We start from the raw sequence: 19,689 nt of genomic DNA, 5'->3' as shown, positions 1-19,689 counted from the left end.
CGCTTGACTCAGATGCGCTTTCGAGCACCGCCCAGCAATACGACCAGCGCCAGCAACATGACCAGCGGAATCCCGCCGAATAGATACCTGAAATCGGCTGCAATCGCAGTCGGCAGATAAGAAGCGTATAGCAGCGACGCCGCCAGAGCGATCAATCCACCGATCACCAGCAGACGCCGTTGCAGGCACGCGACGGCACCCACGACGACAACCACCGCCAGTAAGCTGAACCAAAAGACATGGCGATAAAGCACAGTGGCAAAGAAGCCTCGAGCAATGTCATAGATCAACTGAGTGCGTTGATTACGCCCCTGCTCCATCCCCACCTGCGCCAAATAGTCGGCATTGCCCTCGACGCCGATGTGAATCGGCAAGGTTCCTTCGATACCGTCCAATCCCATCAACTTGGAATATGCAGCAAGCCGGTGCTTGAGATAGGCGCTGGGATTCTGCTTGAGCATAGCCCACCAAGCTTGCCTAACCTCGTCATTGGAGAGCCCGGAGAGCCATTCGTCGATGAATGGCGTATGACTAAGAGTATCCACGCGCTCTGGAGTATAAGCAGATCTGACCGCGTTCAACTGTTCGGGCGTAATCGGCAGTACATATTCTTCAGCGCTGCGGGACGACTGGCTGACCATACCCGCCAGATCGAAAGTCATTAGGCTACGTAAACCAACGGAAGATGCCACATACGCTGGCGGCTTAATTGCCTTGTCAACCGCACGCGACAACAGGCTCTCAACAGTCATGAACGCTCCAAACACAACGAGCGCCAGCACAATGCCCTGCCGCAACTGACCACGCCACAGCGCTGCTATCACAGCCAGTATTACCAGAGGAACCATGAAAACTCCCTGCTGGCGCGTGATCAACGCACCTGCCAGGAGCACCAAGGCAACCAGTGCACAAGCATATCGGCGAAAAGCACCGCCTGCGCTTGCTGCAATAGTGAAGGCACAGCCACTGGTCAGCAGCGAGGCAAACAACACATCCTTCCAGACAATACCCGCATACAGAAACACCATGGGGTTAAGAATCACCAGCAACGCCAGCGCTGCGCGCCATGTTGGCAGTGGACCCAAGCCACGTACTTCCCTCATGAGCGCAATCGAGACTGCCACCAGAGCAAAACTGCCGTATAACAGCACCGTGTTGATCATCACCAACAGCGAGGTGGCGACTGAGCCGCCCCCCAGCCAATGCAGCAATGCCGACATAAAGGGTGGATTGAAGCTGATCGACTGTCCGGTAAGTGCCTCGAATAGCTGTACGCTGGTGTCCATCGAAACTTGGCCAGGAGCATGCAGGGCAATCGTGAGGCACGCCATCATACCTGCGACAATTGCAACCATCACGGCAACCCTGCGTGATGAGACATAGGCTAGGCTCTGACGCCGCTCAATTCCGGCCAAGGTCACAGCCTCACCTTTCAACGGATGGCTGGCAGTCATTTCGAAACCCGTTTGACGATTCCAGAAACGCCTTCGGTGCGAAGCACTTCCCAGGTCCGGCGGGCAAGATGAGCCGCATGCAGGGGGTTGTCCATTACATTTCCAAGGTGCTCACGCACCCGGCCGGCATTCACCGTAGCCCCGCTGTTACCGGCCCGATAACCAGGTGTCAGTGCACGGGTCAAGCGAAGCATCGCCTCACCCTGCGTTTGCTCCTCGAACAGTTCAGGATACTCCACTCTTCCCTGGGACTCCCACCAACCCTTATAGCCACCATTGACGGTCGAGAACGGATCAGGGAACGCCTGCTGTAGGTCCAAGCGTTCGCGATAAACAAGACGAGCCGGCTTACTGATCGGGCTGCCGTCTTCGAATCGCGAGAACGCCCACACGACCTGGCTCAGCGGATCTTTGCCAAGTAATGCAATGGTTTCGGTATACCACTGGATCAGCGCTTGTACGGTTTCCTGCCCGGCTGCATTCTTGCGTGCCATGACGCGGTGATCGCCACTGTCAAAACCTGTGAAATGGTAAAAGCCCAATGGCTGGCCGTCGACCATGACAGCATCCGGCAACTGCCCAGTAATCTGTCGTGTGGTCATGTTCCAGGGAGCCACATTCAGACGCGAAGTACGCAGGATGCAGACACCATCAAAGAACGCGGGAACCAAATCGATCCAACGTTGGTCTGTAAACAGGCCATTGTGGATCTCAGCGCGACAGAAGTAGTACAGGCGATCAGACCACCACCGCGCAAACTGCTTGCCTACATCGGTCGGCGCAACAGCGACAAAACCAAGATTATAGATTCCATGCTTGAGACTGGAAATCTCGTTATCCATGATGGCAGTGAGCGTTGGCTCCGGGACAACCTGGTGTGGCGTTAGAGCGATGTTGGAATGACCGATCGCCTCAACAACATCATTCAAGGGCGAAAAGAGTACGGTATCCGGGTCCAGATAGATCACACCGGCACAATCATCCCGTTCCAGCAATTGCGCCAGTAGGAATGGCTTGATAGCCGTCGAAAGCTCGACAATCGTATGACAGAACGCCCACCCCACAGAATCGGCAATACCAAGACTGCTCAGAGGGTGAATTTCATCGAAGGGTTCGCCCGACAGATCGAGGCCGGCGGGAATTTCATCCGACAAAGCCAAGTGAACGACCCAATCAGGATGAAACTTGCGAATCGACTCGATAAGTGCACGAACCTTTGGGATGTAATTGCAAGCAGCGCTCGTGTAGACGTGAATTTTTTTCAAGAGAGAACCTTAAGACTAAGCGGATGTAAGTGGCGATCGAAGGCAATGAGTTCCTGCATTAATCCAGGCCCATCTTGCCGCAGCGCGACACGCCCTGCAGACTGGCTACGTGCAAGATCGGCTTGCGCACCCAAGTCCAGACACATAAACGGCAGCCCCATGGACACAATTTCATGGGCGACGTAGGAGAAAGTCTCAGGACAGATAGATGGTAAAAGGGCGATGTTTATTTTGTGCTTTTCAACGATCTTCGGTAGATCATCCTGCGCGTAAGGGCCTGTCTGACTGACTACACCAGGCGGACAGGCAGCATCCACACTGCCGATCACCACAATCTTCATCTCAACCCCTGCATCGATAATTGCATTGGCCAAATCAACCACCACGCTCGCGCCCTTGTGATAGGAAATTGAGCCAATCACACCCACCGTCAGACACGCCCGTTCCACCCGGGTATCGCGCACAGGTCTCAGCGGTTCGACCTCATGGGGAATGAGCGTAGCGCGCTCGGCAATGCGCGGATAAGCTCGCGCCAGCAACCGCCAAGTGGACTGGGAAAAACAACGGACTTCATCGGCCACGTCAAGAAGCTCGCCCCACAGTGCTCGCCAACTGCCCATTGAGCGTTCACCAGTCAGAGATACGAAGCCATCTTGATGGGCTGCCAAGCACTCATTGCAGCGATCGGAGGAAGGGATACCGCAGAACTTGCCGGCGTCGTCCAGCAGGAAGGGTGAAGGGCACACAAGGAAGTAATCATGCATCACCACAATCAAGTCGGCACGTGACCTGGACTTTATATCCAGCAACACTTGCTGCAACTGTCTAGGGCGTGGGAAAGACACTGCACAATTGAAGAAAATTTGCTTGATCGAGGCACTTTCGACAATTGGCCCCAGACTTTCCAGAGACTCTAGTTTCGACAGGATTGTACCCTGGCGATCACGCACCTCAATGAAAGCGATCATGGATGCCATACGAAAACTGACCAGCACGACGGTTTGCCCATCGGCCAACCATTGGGCGACCTGCGTCTCCCGGTAGTGGTTGGCACCGCCCCCCATGGAGTGATCAATCAGTATCAGGCAATCGCGCCCCTTGAGTCGGGCAGCCACGGCAGCCTCGTCGGCACTTCCGAAGCGCGGATTGCGACGACCATAGCCAATCGTTTTTCGCAGCAGAAGCCTAAACTTCCCCTGGCGCAAGTAAGCACAAGCGCGCCTGAAGAGATAACGATGCTCTGAAACACCTGCCCGCGGCGAGGACTCATCCGAAACCCTCACCAGATCCCTGCGCACCTCGCGTCCATCACCAAGCTTAAATACCAACTCAACGCTTTGCGGCGCATCGTCGGGCCAACCAGCCATCAGCATGAAGCCTGAATGAGCGGCTTGAGGATGATCCGAAAATGCGATTGCCACATCCTCACGAGCACGTCCAGTCGATACCTGAACTGTCTGGCGGGTTCCGTTGGCATGGCAGACCTCGAGCGAGGCCCGACAAAGAAGCCCCTGTGGGTCCAATGCCCAACCAAAGCCGAAAACCCCATGCGAATGCCAGGCAATATGGTCCACCTGGCAGATCAACGTGTCAGGCAACACCTGCGGCTGCAGTCCTTGCTCTATATCGGTAATCACTTACGTGCCTTTAAGTTTCCTGCGATACCGAATGCGTAGCAACCAGACGTTGTGCCTGAGCTAGCGAATCGGCTACCTGTTTCAACTCTTCGTTTAAACGATTGATTTGCTCAAGCCGGCTGAAAGCAAACTGCTCCGCTTGAGCCAGCCCGGCTGACAAAGCGCGCTCACGCTCAAGATGCTGGCGCCCCAACAACTCAATCTCTGCCTGTCGCTGCAAGGCAAGCCGCTCCAAATCCTGGATCTGGTTACGCTGGGAGGACAACTGGCAAGCCTGCTCCTCCACAATCTGGCGGGCATGCACCAAACCTTCTGTCGTACGACCTACCTGCTCATCAAGCGCCTGCATCTGCTCCAGCCGCTGATGAGCCAGTGTTTCGAGATCTGCTATACGCCTCTCTTGCACCGCGACCTGAGTGGATTGCATATTCACAACACATTGCTCAGCATGCGCCAACGCCGCGCCAGTAGCATGCAGTTGCGCATCCAATCGTTCTATAACTGCCAAACGTTCGAACGCAAGCGCTTCGCACCGCTCAAGACCGAACGAAAGCTGCTTAACGGTCTCTTCGAGGATTGCCTTATCATGGCTCCATGTAGTTGGCTGCTCAGCATGTTCAAGCATTTGCTGGCGATGCAAGGCCAACTGCTCTGCGAACGCCAACGCCCCACTGGTTTTTTTGAGTTGGCTATCGAGTTTTAGCACTTGATCGAGACGATCAAATGCCAGACGCTCCGATACCGCCAGCGCTTGGCTCAAACTCCCTATGCGACCTTCAAGAACAGAAAGCTGACTATCACCATCAAAGAATTGTCGAATTAGCGACAGACGCGGCAACACCAGCTCCTCAAATTCTCCTTGAATCGATAACCACTGGGGGTCAACCAAAGCTGCCGAGATAGAGCCCCGACAGGCTGCCACAGCCTGCCAGTAATCGAAAGCTCGCATCACCAGTGATGGTATCCGATCAGCGTAGCCAGCATCCCCGTGGCTCAACTGGGGAGCGATAAAATCCGATGCGAAGTGATTGATCGTCTCATGATCAGGTGTCAACCCCACCCACTCAGCCACACCAATCATCGTCGGTGCTGGAGAGCGCAACAACTCAGCAAAATCGATCATATATGAATCAGATCGCTCATCGACATATTGCAGGCTGCCGAGCAAATGAGTGAACCAAAGCCAGGCAGATCGCTCAACGGAGATACCATCTCGGCGCGCAAGCGAGTGAGCGACCTCAGCCGGGTTACGCAGCACCAGGAGCAATCGCGGAAAAATCTCTCGCGATGCCAGTAGCGGCTTCCAGAAAGCGCCCAGCAAGCACATGCGAGGGTCTTTGAAGCCCCATAGCGCGGCATCACCGAAAATATCGTCGAGCAAGTCAACGGCAGCGGCGTTCTCGCTCTGCCACACATGCGTCGCTTCAGGTCCAGGCAGCGTCACAGCATCCCAGCGCAATCCGCCAAGGCTAAGGAGGCGATTGTTGAACTCAACGATTCGCCTCTCCTCGAAGTAGCCTTTCGGATTCCACTCATCCGCCTGCAGCAATGCACTGCCCATCACTACGCCAAGCTGTTCGAGCCCGGCAGCCACCGCGCTGGTACCGCTGCGATGCATACCCAATACGAGCACCGAACGACCGCCCATGCCACCTTGACCGGCTATCAACGAATCTTCTTCCATTGCGAGAAGTCTTCTCCGAGAAACTGACTCAGAGCATCAATCTTATCAGCGTAAAGCTCAAGGAGCACTTCAGCCAGAGCAGCGCTCAACGCATGGCCTCCACCCTCAAATACGGGTCTGGACAACGCCTCTCGGTGGCTCTCATCAAAGAGATCATCCAAACCAATATGCCTCAGAACCTGGTTAGCCAGCGCCACAGGCTCATTGACGACCTCTTCGTATCGCGCCAGCAGAAACTGTTGTGCAGGATAAACCGCCATCCAATTTTTCAGACAGGTGGTGTAATCGCCACGTTTCAGCGAGCCCTGTGAGCGAAAATGATCGATGAACCATTGGTCCGAGGCTTCGGAAAACTCCATTTCAGCTCGACGAAGCGCCATCCGCGCCGATGACCATGCACGTTGAATCGGGTTACGCATCAGATAAACCAAGCGTAACTCCGGAAAATGCTGATGGATTTCCCGAATTGTTTCCGGAGCAAGGATCGCATAAGCAGGAGTGATATCACCATTACACCGATCAGCGCTGAACAATGCTTTGTACCAGGCCACACCATTTCTGTGATGCGCATCCCAGAAATGTACTTCTTTGCCACCAGGAAAACCGACCGATGGATGTTGGCTTAGCACTTCGTGCAACCAGCTCGTACCACTTTTCTGTGCGCCGATACCGACAAACTTCAACATCCCGCTTACCCCATTAGCGACCATTCCGGAGAACAGGAAAAATCCACAACACCAAGACCAAAACGGTCAGGTTGTGGATTGACTCTGAAACACAGCGCATCCACCAGTCTATGCAAATGGTGAAAGCCCTCTCCACAATCGCCCGAGACACCGGCATTGAGGAAGTACACGCCCTCATTCAATCTGCAAACGAAACTATACTCCATCAATAATACAGAACCCGCTTCAACATGAGAAATTCCGTCAAATACTTGCTTGGCCGAGGTAGCGCCACCCAGCTCAACACCCGTGGTAGTTTTGACCAACATGCCAAAGCGCACATTGTTCGCAGAGCGCTCGAATTTTACGAGATACTGATAGCGATAGCGCTCGCCAGCCTTGAGACAATTCACCTGCTGACCGTGAGCATTGATTATCATCGGACTGCTAATATATGCACCACGAGACTCGTAGGACAGAGCAGTTTTGGAGACCAAGTGAGGATCAAGATAATCCTCACCCGGCGCGGCGACCAACTCGCTGGACGCTCGCGGTAAGTCACCGCTGGGCACAACCTCACCCTGACCATCGAGCAAACGCTGACGTATTTCGCCTGCTTTGTCAGGAGGTGCATTGAGCAGACGTTGATACAACCCAACTACGGCCTTGGGCGAACCTTCACTGAGCTTGCGGCCAGCGTCTAGCAGAATGGCGCGGTCGCACAAACTCAATACGGTATTACTGGCATGGGAAACAAAGAGAATAGTCGCCCCCTGCGCTTTAATATTTTCGATGCGAGCATAGCATTTTCTTTGAAACAGCTCGTCACCGACTGCAAGTGCTTCATCAACGATCAGTATCTGCGGATCCACGTTGATGGCCACAGCGAAAGCCAGTCGAACTTTCATTCCACTTGAATAGTTTTTTACCGGCTGATCTATAAAATCACCAATCTCCGCAAAGGCTTCGATAGATGCAAAACGCTCTGCGATTTCAACGTCACTGAGCCCAAGTACCGCAGCATTCATAAAAACGTTTTCGCGACCACTGAAATCCGGGTTGAAGCCTGCTCCCAGTTCAAGCAAAGCTGCAATGCGCCCATGAGTCAAGACTTCGCCACTACTGGGCGTCAACGTCCCGCAGATGATCTGCAGTAACGTCGACTTTCCACTACCATTGCGTCCGACGATGCCAACTGTCTCACCCTTGTTGATGACCAACGACACACCGTCAAGCGCAACAAACTCTTTGTAGCACGGCTTCCTGCGAAAGGCCTGCATCAGGCGAGCCCGCGGACTATCGTATACTCGGAAGCGTTTACCAATATTGCTGACTTTTATCGCAACTTCAGAGGACATCGGCAAAACCTCGACGAGCTTTCTGGAAACAGATGAACCCCCCCCAGAACACACCCAAAGAACAGATAAAATACTGCAACAAACCAACAAAGTCAGGTAACTGCCCCCATATCAAAACCGCCCTGGACTGTTCAATAACGAATGTCAGGGGGTTGAGCATAATCAATGGACGCACACTAGCCGGCAGCGACTCGACAGGGTAGAACACCGGCGCCAAAAACAACAGTATGGTGGTGACAATAGATACCGTCTGACCGACATCTCGCAGGTATACGCCCATGGAAGCCAACACCCACGCAACCCCAATAGAAAGCAAAATCAACGGAGCGACTACTAGCGGAAAGAAAATCACCTGCCAAGCGGGCATACCGATGAGTACAACGTAAGCCAGTAACCATACGACGAGACTAACCAGTGCATGAAATGCTGCCACACCGGCAACCACCACAGGCAAAATTTCGAGCGGAAAGACAACTTTTTTTACATAATTTACATTATGGTTAATCACATCAGCAGCACGATTTAGAACTTCCGAAAACAAACCGTGCACAATCATGCCAACAAATAGCACAATTGCAAACATCACCTTACTTTCCTCTGCCGCATGCTCGCCCCCCCAGCGGGCCTTGAATGCGATGGAAAAGACAAACGTATAAACGCTCAACATAAGCAAGGGATAGACAAATGACCACCCCAACCCCAAAACCGAGCCCTTGTATCGACCAATAACGTCACGCCTGATCATACGAATAACCAATTGCCGGGAACGCCACAAACTTTCAACCATGGCACGAGGAGAAAGCGAAGGCAAAGCATGAGGATTCACTAATTTTCCGCTCCGAATACTGAAGCGCGGGGAATAGCATCGCCTCTGATAGAGATACACATCATGATGAAATCCAGTCCAATGTGTTCATACTGCTCGTTTCTGATTTGGGGCTACGCAGCCCAGCATGCTACTGACGCGCGAGGGGTGCAGGCTACTCATTACGCGTGCCGCCGTCATCCGTCCGGCACAGGAAACCCATATACGATACGTCTTTTTTTGCTCAAGTCCCAGCAAATTGCTGAGCGCCGCACGCGCTGTGGTAGGATGGTGCGGCAGCCCCTTAATACCAACGGCGCGGCTGATCGCGACAAGCATTTGTAGCGCAGCGAGCAGCAGACCGTGTAAAGCCAGCAGCCCCATGGAGAGGCACGTGTTGAGCGAAACCTACTACTATCAAACCTCGGTATCGCGAGATGCGAGAGCGCATCTCAAGCAGCAACGGCCCAGCGCAATATGGATGACGGGCCTCAGTGGCGCCGGCAAGTCGACGATAGCCAATGCACTCGAAGTGGCACTGGCTGCACAGCACAAACATACCTACCTGCTGGATGGAGACAACATCCGTAGCGGCTTGTGCCGTGACCTGGGCTTCAGCGATCAGGCGCGAGAAGAAAATATTCGCCGTGTTGCCGAGGTTGCCAAGTTGTTTGTCGACTCAGGCCTAATCGTCATTACAGCCTTCATTTCGCCCTTTCTGCAAAACCGAGCAGCAGCCCGGCAAATCATCGGCGATCGTGATTTTATCGAAGTTTTCATTGACACCCCACTTGAAGAGTGTGAGCGCCGAGACCCAAAAGGACTTTACAACAAGGCTAGAAACGGCCAGCTAAAAAGCTTCACCGGCATTGATTCAGACTATCAGCCGCCTCTGAATCCAGACATAAGAATTTGTACCGTCGAAGAATCCGTTGAGGATGCGGTCAGGCGTATCATGGATTTCCTAACAGCGCGCGCATGACGCCCCATGAGATGCAACAGACCATAATGCGCTCACCCCTTACGAAAAATTATACGCAATCAAGGCATCATGACTCAATCAAAAAATGGACGGCGCGAGAGAAAAGCCACTCTCCATTACATTCCAATAAAAATTATGCCTCCATTTAATAGCCGCCTTTCCGTCGGCACAAAATTAGCATCAGATAGGAAAATAGCCGACTCGCTACGGATGGCGCATCATGAATAGTGTTTACCATAGTACTGAGGGTGATTCATACAACACATCCGGCGAGCACCCCACAGGACCGACAGGCAACGTTGCGCATGTCGCGATCCTGATGTGCACGTACAATGGCGCCAAATTTTTACCACAGCAACTTGAGTCCTTTGTTCGGCAAACTCACACTCAATGGTCGCTGCACGTCTCTGACGATGGCTCATCGGACGAAACACTCTCTCTACTAGAAACCTATACCCTCTCCAATCGTCGGCAAAAATGCCAAGTGATCGAGGGACCTAGAGCGGGCTTCGTACGAAATTTTCTATCTTTAAGCTGCCGCTCGGACATTCAAGCAGACTACTACGCTTGGTCCGATCAAGACGATATATGGAAAGATGAAAAACTAGAGGTTGCCGTAAAGTGGATGCAGGAGGTGCCCCCACATATACCGGCCATTTATTGCGGACGCACCCAACTCATCGATGAGGATAATAGCCACATTGGCATGTCTCCGAATTTCTCTCGCCCGCCCCACTTCAAAAACGCTTTAATACAAAGTATTGCTGGAGGCAATACCATGCTTTTCAACAAAGCAGCGCGGGCGCTAATCGTTAAAGCCGGGGCACACCTTACCGTTCCTTCGCATGACTGGTGGTGCTATCAACTGGTCTGCGGGGCTGGGGGCATCGTGCACTACGACCCGGTCCCTCAGGTGCTCTACCGGCAGCATACCGGCAACATCATAGGTAGCAACGCCGACTGGCGGGCGCGAGCACAACGCCTTGTGATGGTTTTCGAGGGTCGATTTTATGACTGGAACACTCAAAATATAAAAGCGCTCGAATCGATGTGCCACCAACTTAGCGAGGAACACCGCAAAACACTCGCGCTCTTCAAACGCACTCGAAAACAGCGGCTGCCTGCACGCGTTTTGAATATGCTCAGGACAGGCCTTTATCGCCAGACACTCCTCGGTAACTTAGGGCTAGCCTTGGCGACACTGCTGCGGAAGATCTGACTTGGTCGCATGCAAGACGAGTAGCGAAAAAGAGTAGGCAGGCACACAGGCAACATATCTAACTTCGACTGACTGCGAGCGACCGGGAACTTTTCTCTTCTGAACTCCACCAGACCATTCTCTTTACCTTCAGCAATGCTACTGATAGCGCTACCTCAGCGCATGGCGATGCACGGCGAGACGAACAGCTCGCCGCACCATGCCCCGCGCACGGTACGGCTGGCCACCAGCACCCAAAGCATTGCCAGCGCCACCACCAGCACCTGAGCGAACACGCTGAAGAACCCAAGTCCCAGCCACTGAGCAAGCTTGAAGGTGGCCATGCAGTACACCCCAAGCGGAAAGGTGAAGCCCCACCAGCCCAGGTTGAACGGCATGCCCTGGCGCAGGTAGCGCAGGGTGATTAGCACCGCTGTCAGCAACCACCACAACCCCGCGCCCCACAGCACGATCCCCGCCACCAGGCCCAGGCCGCGGGCCACCTCGCCCAGGCTGCCCAGACCGTTGGCGGCGAACACCGCCGGGGCGTCGCTGCCGAGTACCAGCATACCCAGGGCACCGGTGCCGATCGGCCCCAAGGCCAGCCAGCTGGACGCCGCCATATTGGCCGGAGGCAGCTTGTGCAGCGCCATGCGCAGCATGAGGATGGTGAGGATGCTGAACGCCACCGGCAACGACACCGCCCACATCACGTAGCTGGTCACCAGCACCTGGAACTGCCGGTGCGCATCCGCCAGATGCGGCGCCAGCAGGCCACCGCTGGCGGCGGCCACCTCCGCCGCCACCACCGGCAGCAGCCACACGGCGGTCATCTGGTCGATGCTGTGCTCCTGGCGGGTGAACATCAGGTACGGAATCGCCACGCCGCACAGCAGTGCCAGGCCCACGTCCAGCCACCACAGCGCTTGCACCCATGGCACCACGGCTTCGCCCCAACGGGCTAGGCCGAACACCAGCGCACCGTTGAGCAAGGTGGCCAGGCCCATCGGGATGGTGCCGAAGAACATCGACACGGTGGAATGCGCGAAGATGCGCCGCGCCTCGTCGAAGAACAGCACCCAACGCGCGCCGTACAGCACGCAGAACAGAACGAACAGGCCGATGCTCAACCACCACAGGCCCTCGGCCAGACTATCGAGCAGCGGGATGCGCAACTGATGGAAGGCCAATGCCAGTACGCCGGTGCCCATGGTCGCGGCGAACCAGTTGGGGGTGAACTGGCGGATCACTTCGAGGGGATGGGCCAGTTGGCTGAAGGGGCGCCAACTGGCGGCGCGGGGCTGGGTGCAGGGCATGGGGTTGTCTCCGGCCTTTTGTAAGGTGGATTCATCTTATGCCGTAAAAGAATATCTATATAACGCGTATTTTCTCTAACTGTTATCTGCTTTACAGATATAGGCTTAACCCTGCGCCCTGGCATATGCTTGGGCCGGCTTTCCGCTCACAAGGATGCGTCATGCTTGCCGCTCTCAAAGGCTACCCCCAGCCAGTACGCCTGCTGCTGATCACCACCTTCACCCTGACCCTGGCGCGTGCACTCACCCTGCCCTACCTGGTGGCCTACCTGTCGGCACACATGGACCTGTCGGTCGCCCAGGTCGGCGTGCTGGTCGGCGGCGCGATGTTCGTCTCGTCGGCCTTGGCGCTGTATGGCGGGCACCTGGTCGATACCCTGCGCAACCACACGCTGATCGTCAGTTGCACGCTGCTGTTCGCCCTGTCTTTCGTGGGCATCGTGGCCAGCACCACGGCGCTGCCGTTCTTCTGCTTCCTGGTCCTGGCCTACCTGGCACAGACCGTGGTGGACCTGGCCGCCAAGGCTGGCTTCTGCGCCCTGCTGCCGGTCGAGGCACGCGGCGAGGTGTTCGCCATCAAGTACACCCTTAACAACATTGCCTGGGCCGGCGGGCCGATGCTTGGGGTGCTGCTGATCGAAGCCAGCGACCATCTGCCCTTCTACCTCTCGGCCCTGATCGGCCTGGGCCTTGGCCTGTTCTACCAACGCCTGGGCGAGCGCGAGCTGCTGAGCCGCACCGACGAAGCACCTGCGGCAGGCTTCGTGCAGGTCGCCTTGGTGCTGCTGCGCGATCGACGGCTGGTCTGCTTCACCTTGGGCGGCGTACTCAGCGCGGTGGTGTTCGGCCAGTTCACCGCCTATCTGTCGCAGTACCTGGTCGTGACCACCCAGGACCCGGCGCGTGTGGCACGCCTGGCCGGCTATCTGGTAAGCACCAACGCGGTCACGGTGATCGCCCTGCAATACCTGGTCGGCCGGCGCATCACCCGCCAACACTTGATGCCCTGGTTGCTGGCCGGAATGGGGTTGTTCATCGTCGGGCTGCTGGGATTCTCGGTGGCCGACTCGGTGCCGACCTGGTGCCTGGCCATGCTGGTGTTCACCCTCGGCGAGATCATCGTGATCCCGGCCGAGTTCATGTTCATCGACCTGATCGCGCCGGAGCCACTGCGCGGCATTTACTATGGCGCGCAGAACCTGTCCAATCTGGGGGCTGGGTTGGGGCCGATGCTGGTGGGCGCGACGCTGGGCTCGATGACGCCGCAGGCGGTGTTCTACCTATTGATCGGATCGGTGCTGATGGCGACGGTTTTCTATTGGCTAGGCACGCGCACCCCGTTAAAACGCTGAGGTCGGCGCGGACTGCGACGTCCTGCCACTGCGACCATGGTCTGCGCTGACGAACCCTGCGCTGCGTGCCAGACTGATTGATCGGGACCGCGTTCTATTCATTGCCTCGGAGTTTGCATGTCGTTGTCCAGCGGGCTGATCGCCGTGGTCGCCCTGGCCTATATGGCCATCATGTTCGCCATCGCCTTCTACGGTGACCGCCGCAGCACGCCGCTGCCGCCGCGCCTGCGCGCCTGGGTGTATAGCCTGTCGCTGGCGGTGTACTGCACCAGTTGGACCTTCTTCGGCGCGGTCGGCCAGGCCGCCGAGCAGCTCTGGGCGTTCCTGCCCATCTACCTGGGCCCGGTGCTGCTGCTGATGTTCGCGCCCTGGGTGCTGCAGAAAATGGTGCTGATCAGCAAACAGCAGAACATCACATCCATCGCCGACTTCATCGCCGCCCGCTACGGCAAGTCGCAGACCCTCGCGGTGGTGGTGGCACTGATCTGCCTGGTCGGCGTGCTGCCCTACATCGCCTTGCAGCTCAAGGGCATCGTGCTGGGTGTGAACCTGCTGATCGGCGCCAACGCCGACGCCACCGGCAGCCGCGTGCAGGACACCGCGCTGGTGGTGTCGCTGGTGCTGGCGCTGTTCGCCATCGTGTTCGGCACCCGTAGCCTGGACGTCACCGAGCACCACCGGGGCATGGTCCTGGCGATCGCCTTCGAATCGCTGGTCAAGCTGCTGGCCTTCCTCGCAGTCGGCGCCTTCGTGGTGTTCAACCTGTACGATGGCTTCGATGACCTGTTGACCCAGGCGCGCCATTCGGTGCACCTGGACAGCTACTGGCAAGAAACCATCAACTGGCCATCGATGGTGGTGCAGACCGCCGTGGCGATGATGGCAATCATCTGCCTGCCGCGTCAGTTCCACGTGACCGTGGTCGAGAACATCGAGCCCCAGGACATGCGCCTGGCGCGTTGGGTGTTCCCGCTGTACCTGGGGCTGGCGGCACTGTTCGTGGTGCCGATCGCCCTGGCCGGACAAATGCTGCTGCCCGGCACGGTGATCTCCGACTCCTTCGTGATCAGCCTGCCGCTGGCCGAGGCGCACCCGAGCCTGGCGCTGCTGGCATTCATCGGCGGCGCTTCGGCGGCCACCGGCATGGTCATCGTCGAGGCCGTGGCGCTCTCGACCATGGTTTCAAACGACATGCTGCTGCCCTGGCTGCTGCGGCGCAACAATGCCGAGCGGCCCTTCGAGGCGTTCCGCCACTGGATGCTGTCGGTGCGCCGGGTCACCATCGTGGTGATCCTGCTGCTGGCCTATGTCAGCTACCGACTGCTGGGGTCCACTGCAAGCCTGGCAACCATCGGCCAAATCGCCTTCGCTGCGGTCACCCAGCTCACACCCGCCATGCTCGGTGCGCTGTACTGGAAGCAAGCCAACCGCCGCGGGGTATTCGCTGGGCTTGCTGCCGGTATCTTCCTGTGGTTCTACACCTTGGTGCTGCCGATTGCCGCGCATAGCCTCGGCTGGTCGCTGAACGTGTTCCCGGGCCTGGCCTGGTTGCACGGCAACCCGCTGGACCTGCCGATCACCCCACTGACCCAGGGCGTGGTGCTGTCGCTGGCGGGTAACTTCACGCTGTTCGCCTGGGTTTCGATCCTGTCGCGTACACGGGTGTCCGAGCACTGGCAGGCCGGGGCCTTCATCGGCCAGCAGACCAGCGCCCGCCCCAGCAGCAAACCGCTGCTGGCGGTACAGATCGACGACCTGCTGAATCTGGCCGCACGTTTCGTCGGCGAAGAACGCGCCCGCCAGAGTTTCATCCGCTTCGCCTACCGCCAAGGCAGGGGCTTCAACCCCAACCAGAACGCCGATGGCGACTGGATCGAGCACACGGAACGGCTGCTGGCTGGCGTCCTGGGCACCTCCTCGACCCGTGCGGTGGTCAAGGCCGCCATCGAAGGCCGCGAGATGCAGCTCGAAGACGTGGTGCGCATCGCTGACGAAGCCAGCGAGGTGCTGCAGTTCAACCGTGCCTTGCTGCAAGGGGCGATCGAGAACATCAACCAGGGCATCAGCGTGGTCGACCAGAATTTGCACCTGGTCGCCTGGAACCGTCGTTACCTGGAACTGTTCAACTACCCGGACGGGCTGATCAGCGTTGGCCGGCCGATTGCCGACATCATCCGCTACAACGCCGAGCGCGGCCTGTGCGGCCCGGGCGAGGCACAAGTGCACGTGGCACGCCGCCTGCATTGGATGCGCCAGGGCCGCGCCCACTCCTCCGAGCGCCTGTTCCCCAACGGCCGGGTGATCGAGCTGATCGGCAACCCGATGCCCGGCGGTGGCTTCGTCATGAGCTTTACCGACATCACCCCGTTCCGCGAAGCCGAGCAGGCCCTGCGCGATGCCAACGAAAGCCTTGAACAACGGGTGGCCGAGCGCACCCACGAGCTGTCGCAGCTCAACCAGGCGCTGTCCGAGGCCAAAAGCCGCGCCGAAGCCGTAAGCCAGTCCAAGACCCGCTTCCTGGCCGCCGTCAGCCATGACCTGATGCAGCCGCTCAACGCCGCGCGGCTGTTCTCCGCAGCGCTGTCGCAGCAAGCCGAGGGCATGAACGAGGAGGCCCAGCAACTGGTGCAGCACATGGACAGCTCGCTGCGCTCGGCCGAAGAGCTGATCAGCGACCTGCTGGACATCTCGCGCCTGGAGAACGGCAAGATCACCCCGGATCCCAAGGCCTTCGCCCTCAACGATCTGTTCGACACCCTCGGCGCCGAGTTCAAGGTACTGGCGGCCGAGAAGGGCCTGACATTCCGCTTGCGTGGCAGCCGCCTACGCATCGAAAGCGACATGAAACTGCTACGCCGAGTGCTGCAGAACTTCCTCACCAACGCGTTGCGCTACGGCAAAGGGCCAATCCTGCTGGGCGCACGCCGCCAAGGCGGGCAACTGTGGCTGGAAGTCTGGGACCGCGGCCCGGGCATCGCCGACGACAAGCTGCAAGTGATCTTCCAGGAATTCAAGCGCCTGGACAGCCACCAGACCCGCGCTGAAAAAGGCCTGGGCCTGGGCCTGGCGATTGCCGACGGCCTGTGCCGGGTGCTCGGCCACCCGTTGCAAGTACGCTCATGGCCAGGCAAGGGCACGGTGTTCCGGGTCGGCGTGCCGATTGCCCGCAGCGCCGCCCCCGTGGCACCCGCGCCAGTCGAGCAGGCTGGCCAGCCGCTGGCCGGATTGCAGGTGCTGTGCGTGGACAACGAAGACAGCATCCTGATCGGCATGAACAGCCTGCTCAGCCGCTGGGGCTGCCAAGTGTCCACCGCGCGCAACCAGGCCGAATGCGAGGCGCTGCTGAGCAATGGGCTGCGTCCGCACCTGGCGCTGGTGGACTATCACCTGGACGATGGCGAGACCGGCACGGGACTCATGGGCTGGCTACGCGCGCGACTGGGCGAGCCTGTGCCGGGGGTGGTGATCAGCGCCGACGGGCGCAACGAAACCATCGCCCTGGTGCATGCTGCAGGCCTGGACTACCTGGCCAAGCCGGTCAAGCCGGCCGCCCTGCGCGCCTTGCTCAATCGGCATCTGAGCCTGGTGCAGTAAGCACTTCGTCGCTCAGGGCGCGCTCGATCAGCTCGCTCGGCAGGCTTTTACTGGCACGGGCGCCAAGCAGCTTGAGCTGCTCACTGCGACTGACCAGGTTGCCGCGCCCTTCGCAGAGCTTGTTACGTGCTGCCGCATAGGCCTTGTCCACCTGGGCCAGGCGGCTGCCCAGCTCGTCCAGATCCTGGATGAACAGCACGAACTTGTCGTACAGCCAGCCGGCGCGCTCAGCGATCTCACGCGCGTTCTGGCTTTGCCGCTCTTGTTTCCACAAGCTGTCGATCACCCGCAAGGTGGCCAATAGCGTGGTGGGGCTGACGATCACGATCTGCCGGTCGAAGGCTTCCTGGAACAGGTTCGGCTCGGCCTGCAAGGCTGCCGAGAACGCCGCTTCGATGGGCACGAACAGCAGCACGAAATCCAGGCTGTGCAGGCCATCGAGGCGGTTGTAGTCCTTGCTCGACAGCCCCTTCACGTGACTGCGTAGCGACTGCACGTGCTGCTTGAGGGCGGCCTCGTCATTGTTGGCGACGAACTGCTGATAGGCCGTGAGGCTGACCTTGGCGTCGACCACCACCTGCTTGTCGCCCGGCAGCATGATCAGCACATCGGGCTGGAAGCGCTCACCATCGGCGCTCTTGAGACTGACCTGAGTCTGGTACTCGCGGCCCTTCTCAAGCCCCGCGTGCTCCAGCACGCGCTCCAGAATCAGCTCGCCCCAGTTGCCCTGGGTCTTCTGGCCCTTGAGCGCCTGGGTCAGGTTGGTGGCTTCGTCGGACAGGCGCAGATTCAGCTGTTGCAGGCGCTCAAGCTCCTTGCTCAGCGAAAAACGCTCGCGGGCTTCTTGCTGATAGCTCTCCTCGACGCGCTTTTCGAAGGCCTGGATGCGCTCCTTGAGCGGATCGAGCAGTTGGCCCAGGTGCTGCTGGCTGGTCTGGGCGAAACGCTGCTCGCGTTCGTCGAAGATCTTGCCGGCCAGTTCGGCGAACTGAGCCCGAAGCGTATCGCGCGCGCCTTGCAGGTCTTCCAGACGCTGCTGGTGGCTGTCTTGCTGCTCGCGCAGCTCAGCCTCAAGGCGCGCGGCCTGGGCTTCGAGGCGGCGCAGTTCGGCTTCGCGGTTGGCCCGCTCCAGGTGCCAGGCGTGGGCGGCGTCACGGGCGTTGTCGCGGTCGATCTGCAACAGTTCCAGTTCCCGGCCTTGGGCGGCCAGTTGGGTCTGCTTGAGCGTATTGGCTTCGCTGAGGTCGCTGATCTCGTCGCGGCTGGCCTCCAGTTGCGCTTGCAGGCCCTCCTGGGCCAGCACCGCGCTGTTCAGGCGCTCTTCGAGCAGCGTCCGCTCAGCGCTGTGGGCGCCCTGGCGGCGTTGGACCTGCATGACCCACCCCAGACATGGCAAGACCCCCACCAATACGCCCAGCACAATGCTGGTCAGATCCACTGCCATGCTTACCCCGCACGATCATAGACGAATGCAGCGCAGCTTATCGGGCTGCCTGTTCGGGCGCCATCGCAGGCTTCAGTCCTGAGCGCCTTGCCTGAGCAACCGCCGCGCCTCTTGCGAGCCCTGGCCGGCTGCCAATTCCAGCCAGTAGCGCGCCTGCTCGGGCGCCTGGCCTTGGCACAGACGAGCGTACTCCAACTGGGCGCGGCGGTCGCCTGCACGGGCGGCCTGGCGCAACAGCTCATGGCCGATGCGCCGATCCCGCGCATTGCCACATTCACGACACAGCATCTGCCCCAGGCGACTCTGGGCCACGACCACACCTTGGCGTGCCGGCTGCTTGAGCATCCGTCCAGCCAGGTGCTTGACGCTGGGTTTGTCGCCCAGACGAGGGCTATCGAGCAGCCACAGGGCCACTTTCAAGGAGAAGTGTTTTTTTTCAGACCGTGTTGTACAGGCAACGGGACGTGCGTGGGGTTTACCGCGAAGCTTCATGACCGACAGCGATGATGACTCGAGAGGCGCGCCACTCTACGCCTTTTTCATGCGCTTGACCCGGCCGATGCACTGCCATGGACTTTTTTTTTCGATGGTTTTTTCTTGACGCCTGGATAGCAAGAATGCACATACGCAAGCCTGCGACCGATTGTCGGACATTTCTGCAAACAGCTGGCACGCCCGTGCTAGAGCAAGTGCTTTGGACAATCCACAGATCCTGTGGATAACTCGGTGGACAACCCCCTGCCATAGCCCGCAAACCCTTGCAAAATGGGGCTTACAGTCAAACTGACGATTTTTTCACCAGTCAAAATTAGTGTTTTTTTTCATTGACTTAAGCGGTCAGTCAAGGCATTGGCGAAGCATCCTTAGCGTGGTGCAAGCCGCTTACAACTGGCACGCCAAGTGTGTACAAGTGCACCGGCAAGCAGCACGTCCCT

General features: G+C 58.1%; 14 protein-coding genes. 4 read left to right on the top strand and 10 right to left on the bottom strand.

Annotated features, from left to right (window positions below; all coding sequences use genetic code 11):
* Positions 1 to 8: 8 nt before the first annotated feature.
* From ACNFIC_RS22595 to ACNFIC_RS22565, 7 genes are read right to left on the bottom strand one after another with little or no spacing between them, the layout of a single operon-like run.
* Positions 9 to 1,454 (bottom strand): hypothetical protein, encoded by a 1,446-nt coding sequence (locus ACNFIC_RS22595; protein ID WP_416782092.1) that lies wholly within the window; start codon positions 1,452 to 1,454, stop codon positions 9 to 11.
* A complete protein-coding gene (locus ACNFIC_RS22590; protein ID WP_416782091.1) occupies positions 1,451 to 2,719 on the bottom strand; it encodes a glycosyl transferase in 1,269 nt (422 codons plus the stop codon). Before ACNFIC_RS22590 ends, ACNFIC_RS22595 begins: the two co-directional genes overlap by 4 nt.
* Positions 2,716 to 4,356 (bottom strand): hypothetical protein, encoded by a 1,641-nt coding sequence (locus ACNFIC_RS22585; RefSeq protein WP_416782089.1) that lies wholly within the window; start codon positions 4,354 to 4,356, stop codon positions 2,716 to 2,718. The genes ACNFIC_RS22590 and ACNFIC_RS22585 overlap by 4 nt, the downstream gene beginning before the upstream one ends.
* Before the next feature lie 10 nt (positions 4,357 to 4,366).
* The gene (locus tag ACNFIC_RS22580) at positions 4,367 to 6,040 is read right to left on the bottom strand and encodes a hypothetical protein (protein WP_416782087.1); all 1,674 of its coding nucleotides are present in this window, start codon (positions 6,038 to 6,040) and stop codon (positions 4,367 to 4,369) included.
* Positions 6,022 to 6,726: a sulfotransferase family protein gene (locus tag ACNFIC_RS22575; protein WP_416782085.1), complete on the bottom strand. Its 705-nt coding sequence runs from the start codon at positions 6,724 to 6,726 to the stop codon at positions 6,022 to 6,024. The genes ACNFIC_RS22580 and ACNFIC_RS22575 overlap by 19 nt, the downstream gene beginning before the upstream one ends.
* A gap of 5 nt (positions 6,727 to 6,731) precedes the next feature.
* Entirely contained in the window at positions 6,732 to 8,063 is a 1,332-nt protein-coding gene (locus ACNFIC_RS22570; RefSeq protein ID WP_416782083.1) for an ABC transporter ATP-binding protein, read from the bottom strand.
* Positions 8,053 to 8,889 (bottom strand): ABC transporter permease, encoded by an 837-nt coding sequence (locus ACNFIC_RS22565; RefSeq protein WP_416782081.1) that lies wholly within the window; start codon positions 8,887 to 8,889, stop codon positions 8,053 to 8,055. Before ACNFIC_RS22565 ends, ACNFIC_RS22570 begins: the two co-directional genes overlap by 11 nt.
* Before the next feature lie 361 nt (positions 8,890 to 9,250).
* On the opposite strand from ACNFIC_RS22565, the gene cysC reads away from it, so the two are divergent.
* Complete coding sequence (gene cysC / locus ACNFIC_RS22560; RefSeq protein ID WP_416782079.1) at positions 9,251 to 9,850, top strand: adenylyl-sulfate kinase; 600 nt, start codon at positions 9,251 to 9,253, stop codon at positions 9,848 to 9,850.
* A gap of 220 nt (positions 9,851 to 10,070) precedes the next feature.
* Complete coding sequence (locus ACNFIC_RS22555) at positions 10,071 to 11,069, top strand: glycosyltransferase family 2 protein (RefSeq protein WP_416782078.1); 999 nt, start codon at positions 10,071 to 10,073, stop codon at positions 11,067 to 11,069.
* A gap of 155 nt (positions 11,070 to 11,224) precedes the next feature.
* On the opposite strand, the gene ACNFIC_RS22550 is transcribed toward ACNFIC_RS22555, so the two are convergent.
* Positions 11,225 to 12,364 (bottom strand): TDT family transporter, encoded by a 1,140-nt coding sequence (locus ACNFIC_RS22550; RefSeq protein WP_416782077.1) that lies wholly within the window; start codon positions 12,362 to 12,364, stop codon positions 11,225 to 11,227.
* A gap of 161 nt (positions 12,365 to 12,525) precedes the next feature.
* Here ACNFIC_RS22550 and ACNFIC_RS22545 point away from each other — a divergent pair, with 161 nt between their 5' ends.
* Positions 12,526 to 13,716, top strand: a complete 1,191-nt coding sequence (locus tag ACNFIC_RS22545) for an MFS transporter (protein WP_416782076.1) — start codon at positions 12,526 to 12,528, stop codon at positions 13,714 to 13,716.
* A gap of 117 nt (positions 13,717 to 13,833) precedes the next feature.
* Entirely contained in the window at positions 13,834 to 17,310 is a 3,477-nt protein-coding gene (locus ACNFIC_RS22540; protein ID WP_138219612.1) for a PAS domain-containing hybrid sensor histidine kinase/response regulator, read from the top strand.
* Here the strand turns inward: ACNFIC_RS22540 and rmuC are convergent.
* Both rmuC and ACNFIC_RS22530 read right to left on the bottom strand, forming a co-directional pair.
* On the bottom strand, positions 17,282 to 18,640 hold the full coding sequence (gene rmuC / locus ACNFIC_RS22535; protein ID WP_171030951.1) for a DNA recombination protein RmuC: 1,359 nt from the start codon (positions 18,638 to 18,640) through the stop codon (positions 17,282 to 17,284). The genes ACNFIC_RS22540 and rmuC overlap by 29 nt on opposite strands.
* Positions 18,641 to 18,826: 186 nt before the next feature.
* Positions 18,827 to 19,246, bottom strand: coding sequence for a tetratricopeptide repeat protein (locus tag ACNFIC_RS22530; protein WP_138219614.1), 420 nt, complete (start codon positions 19,244 to 19,246; stop codon positions 18,827 to 18,829).
* Between the last annotated feature and the right edge of the window lie 443 nt (positions 19,247 to 19,689).

The sequence above is a fragment of the Pseudomonas sp. NY15463 genome, from assembly GCF_048068415.1.
Classification (GTDB): domain Bacteria; phylum Pseudomonadota; class Gammaproteobacteria; order Pseudomonadales; family Pseudomonadaceae; genus Aquipseudomonas; species Aquipseudomonas mosselii_C.
This window is presented reverse-complemented; position numbering and strand designations above follow the sequence as displayed.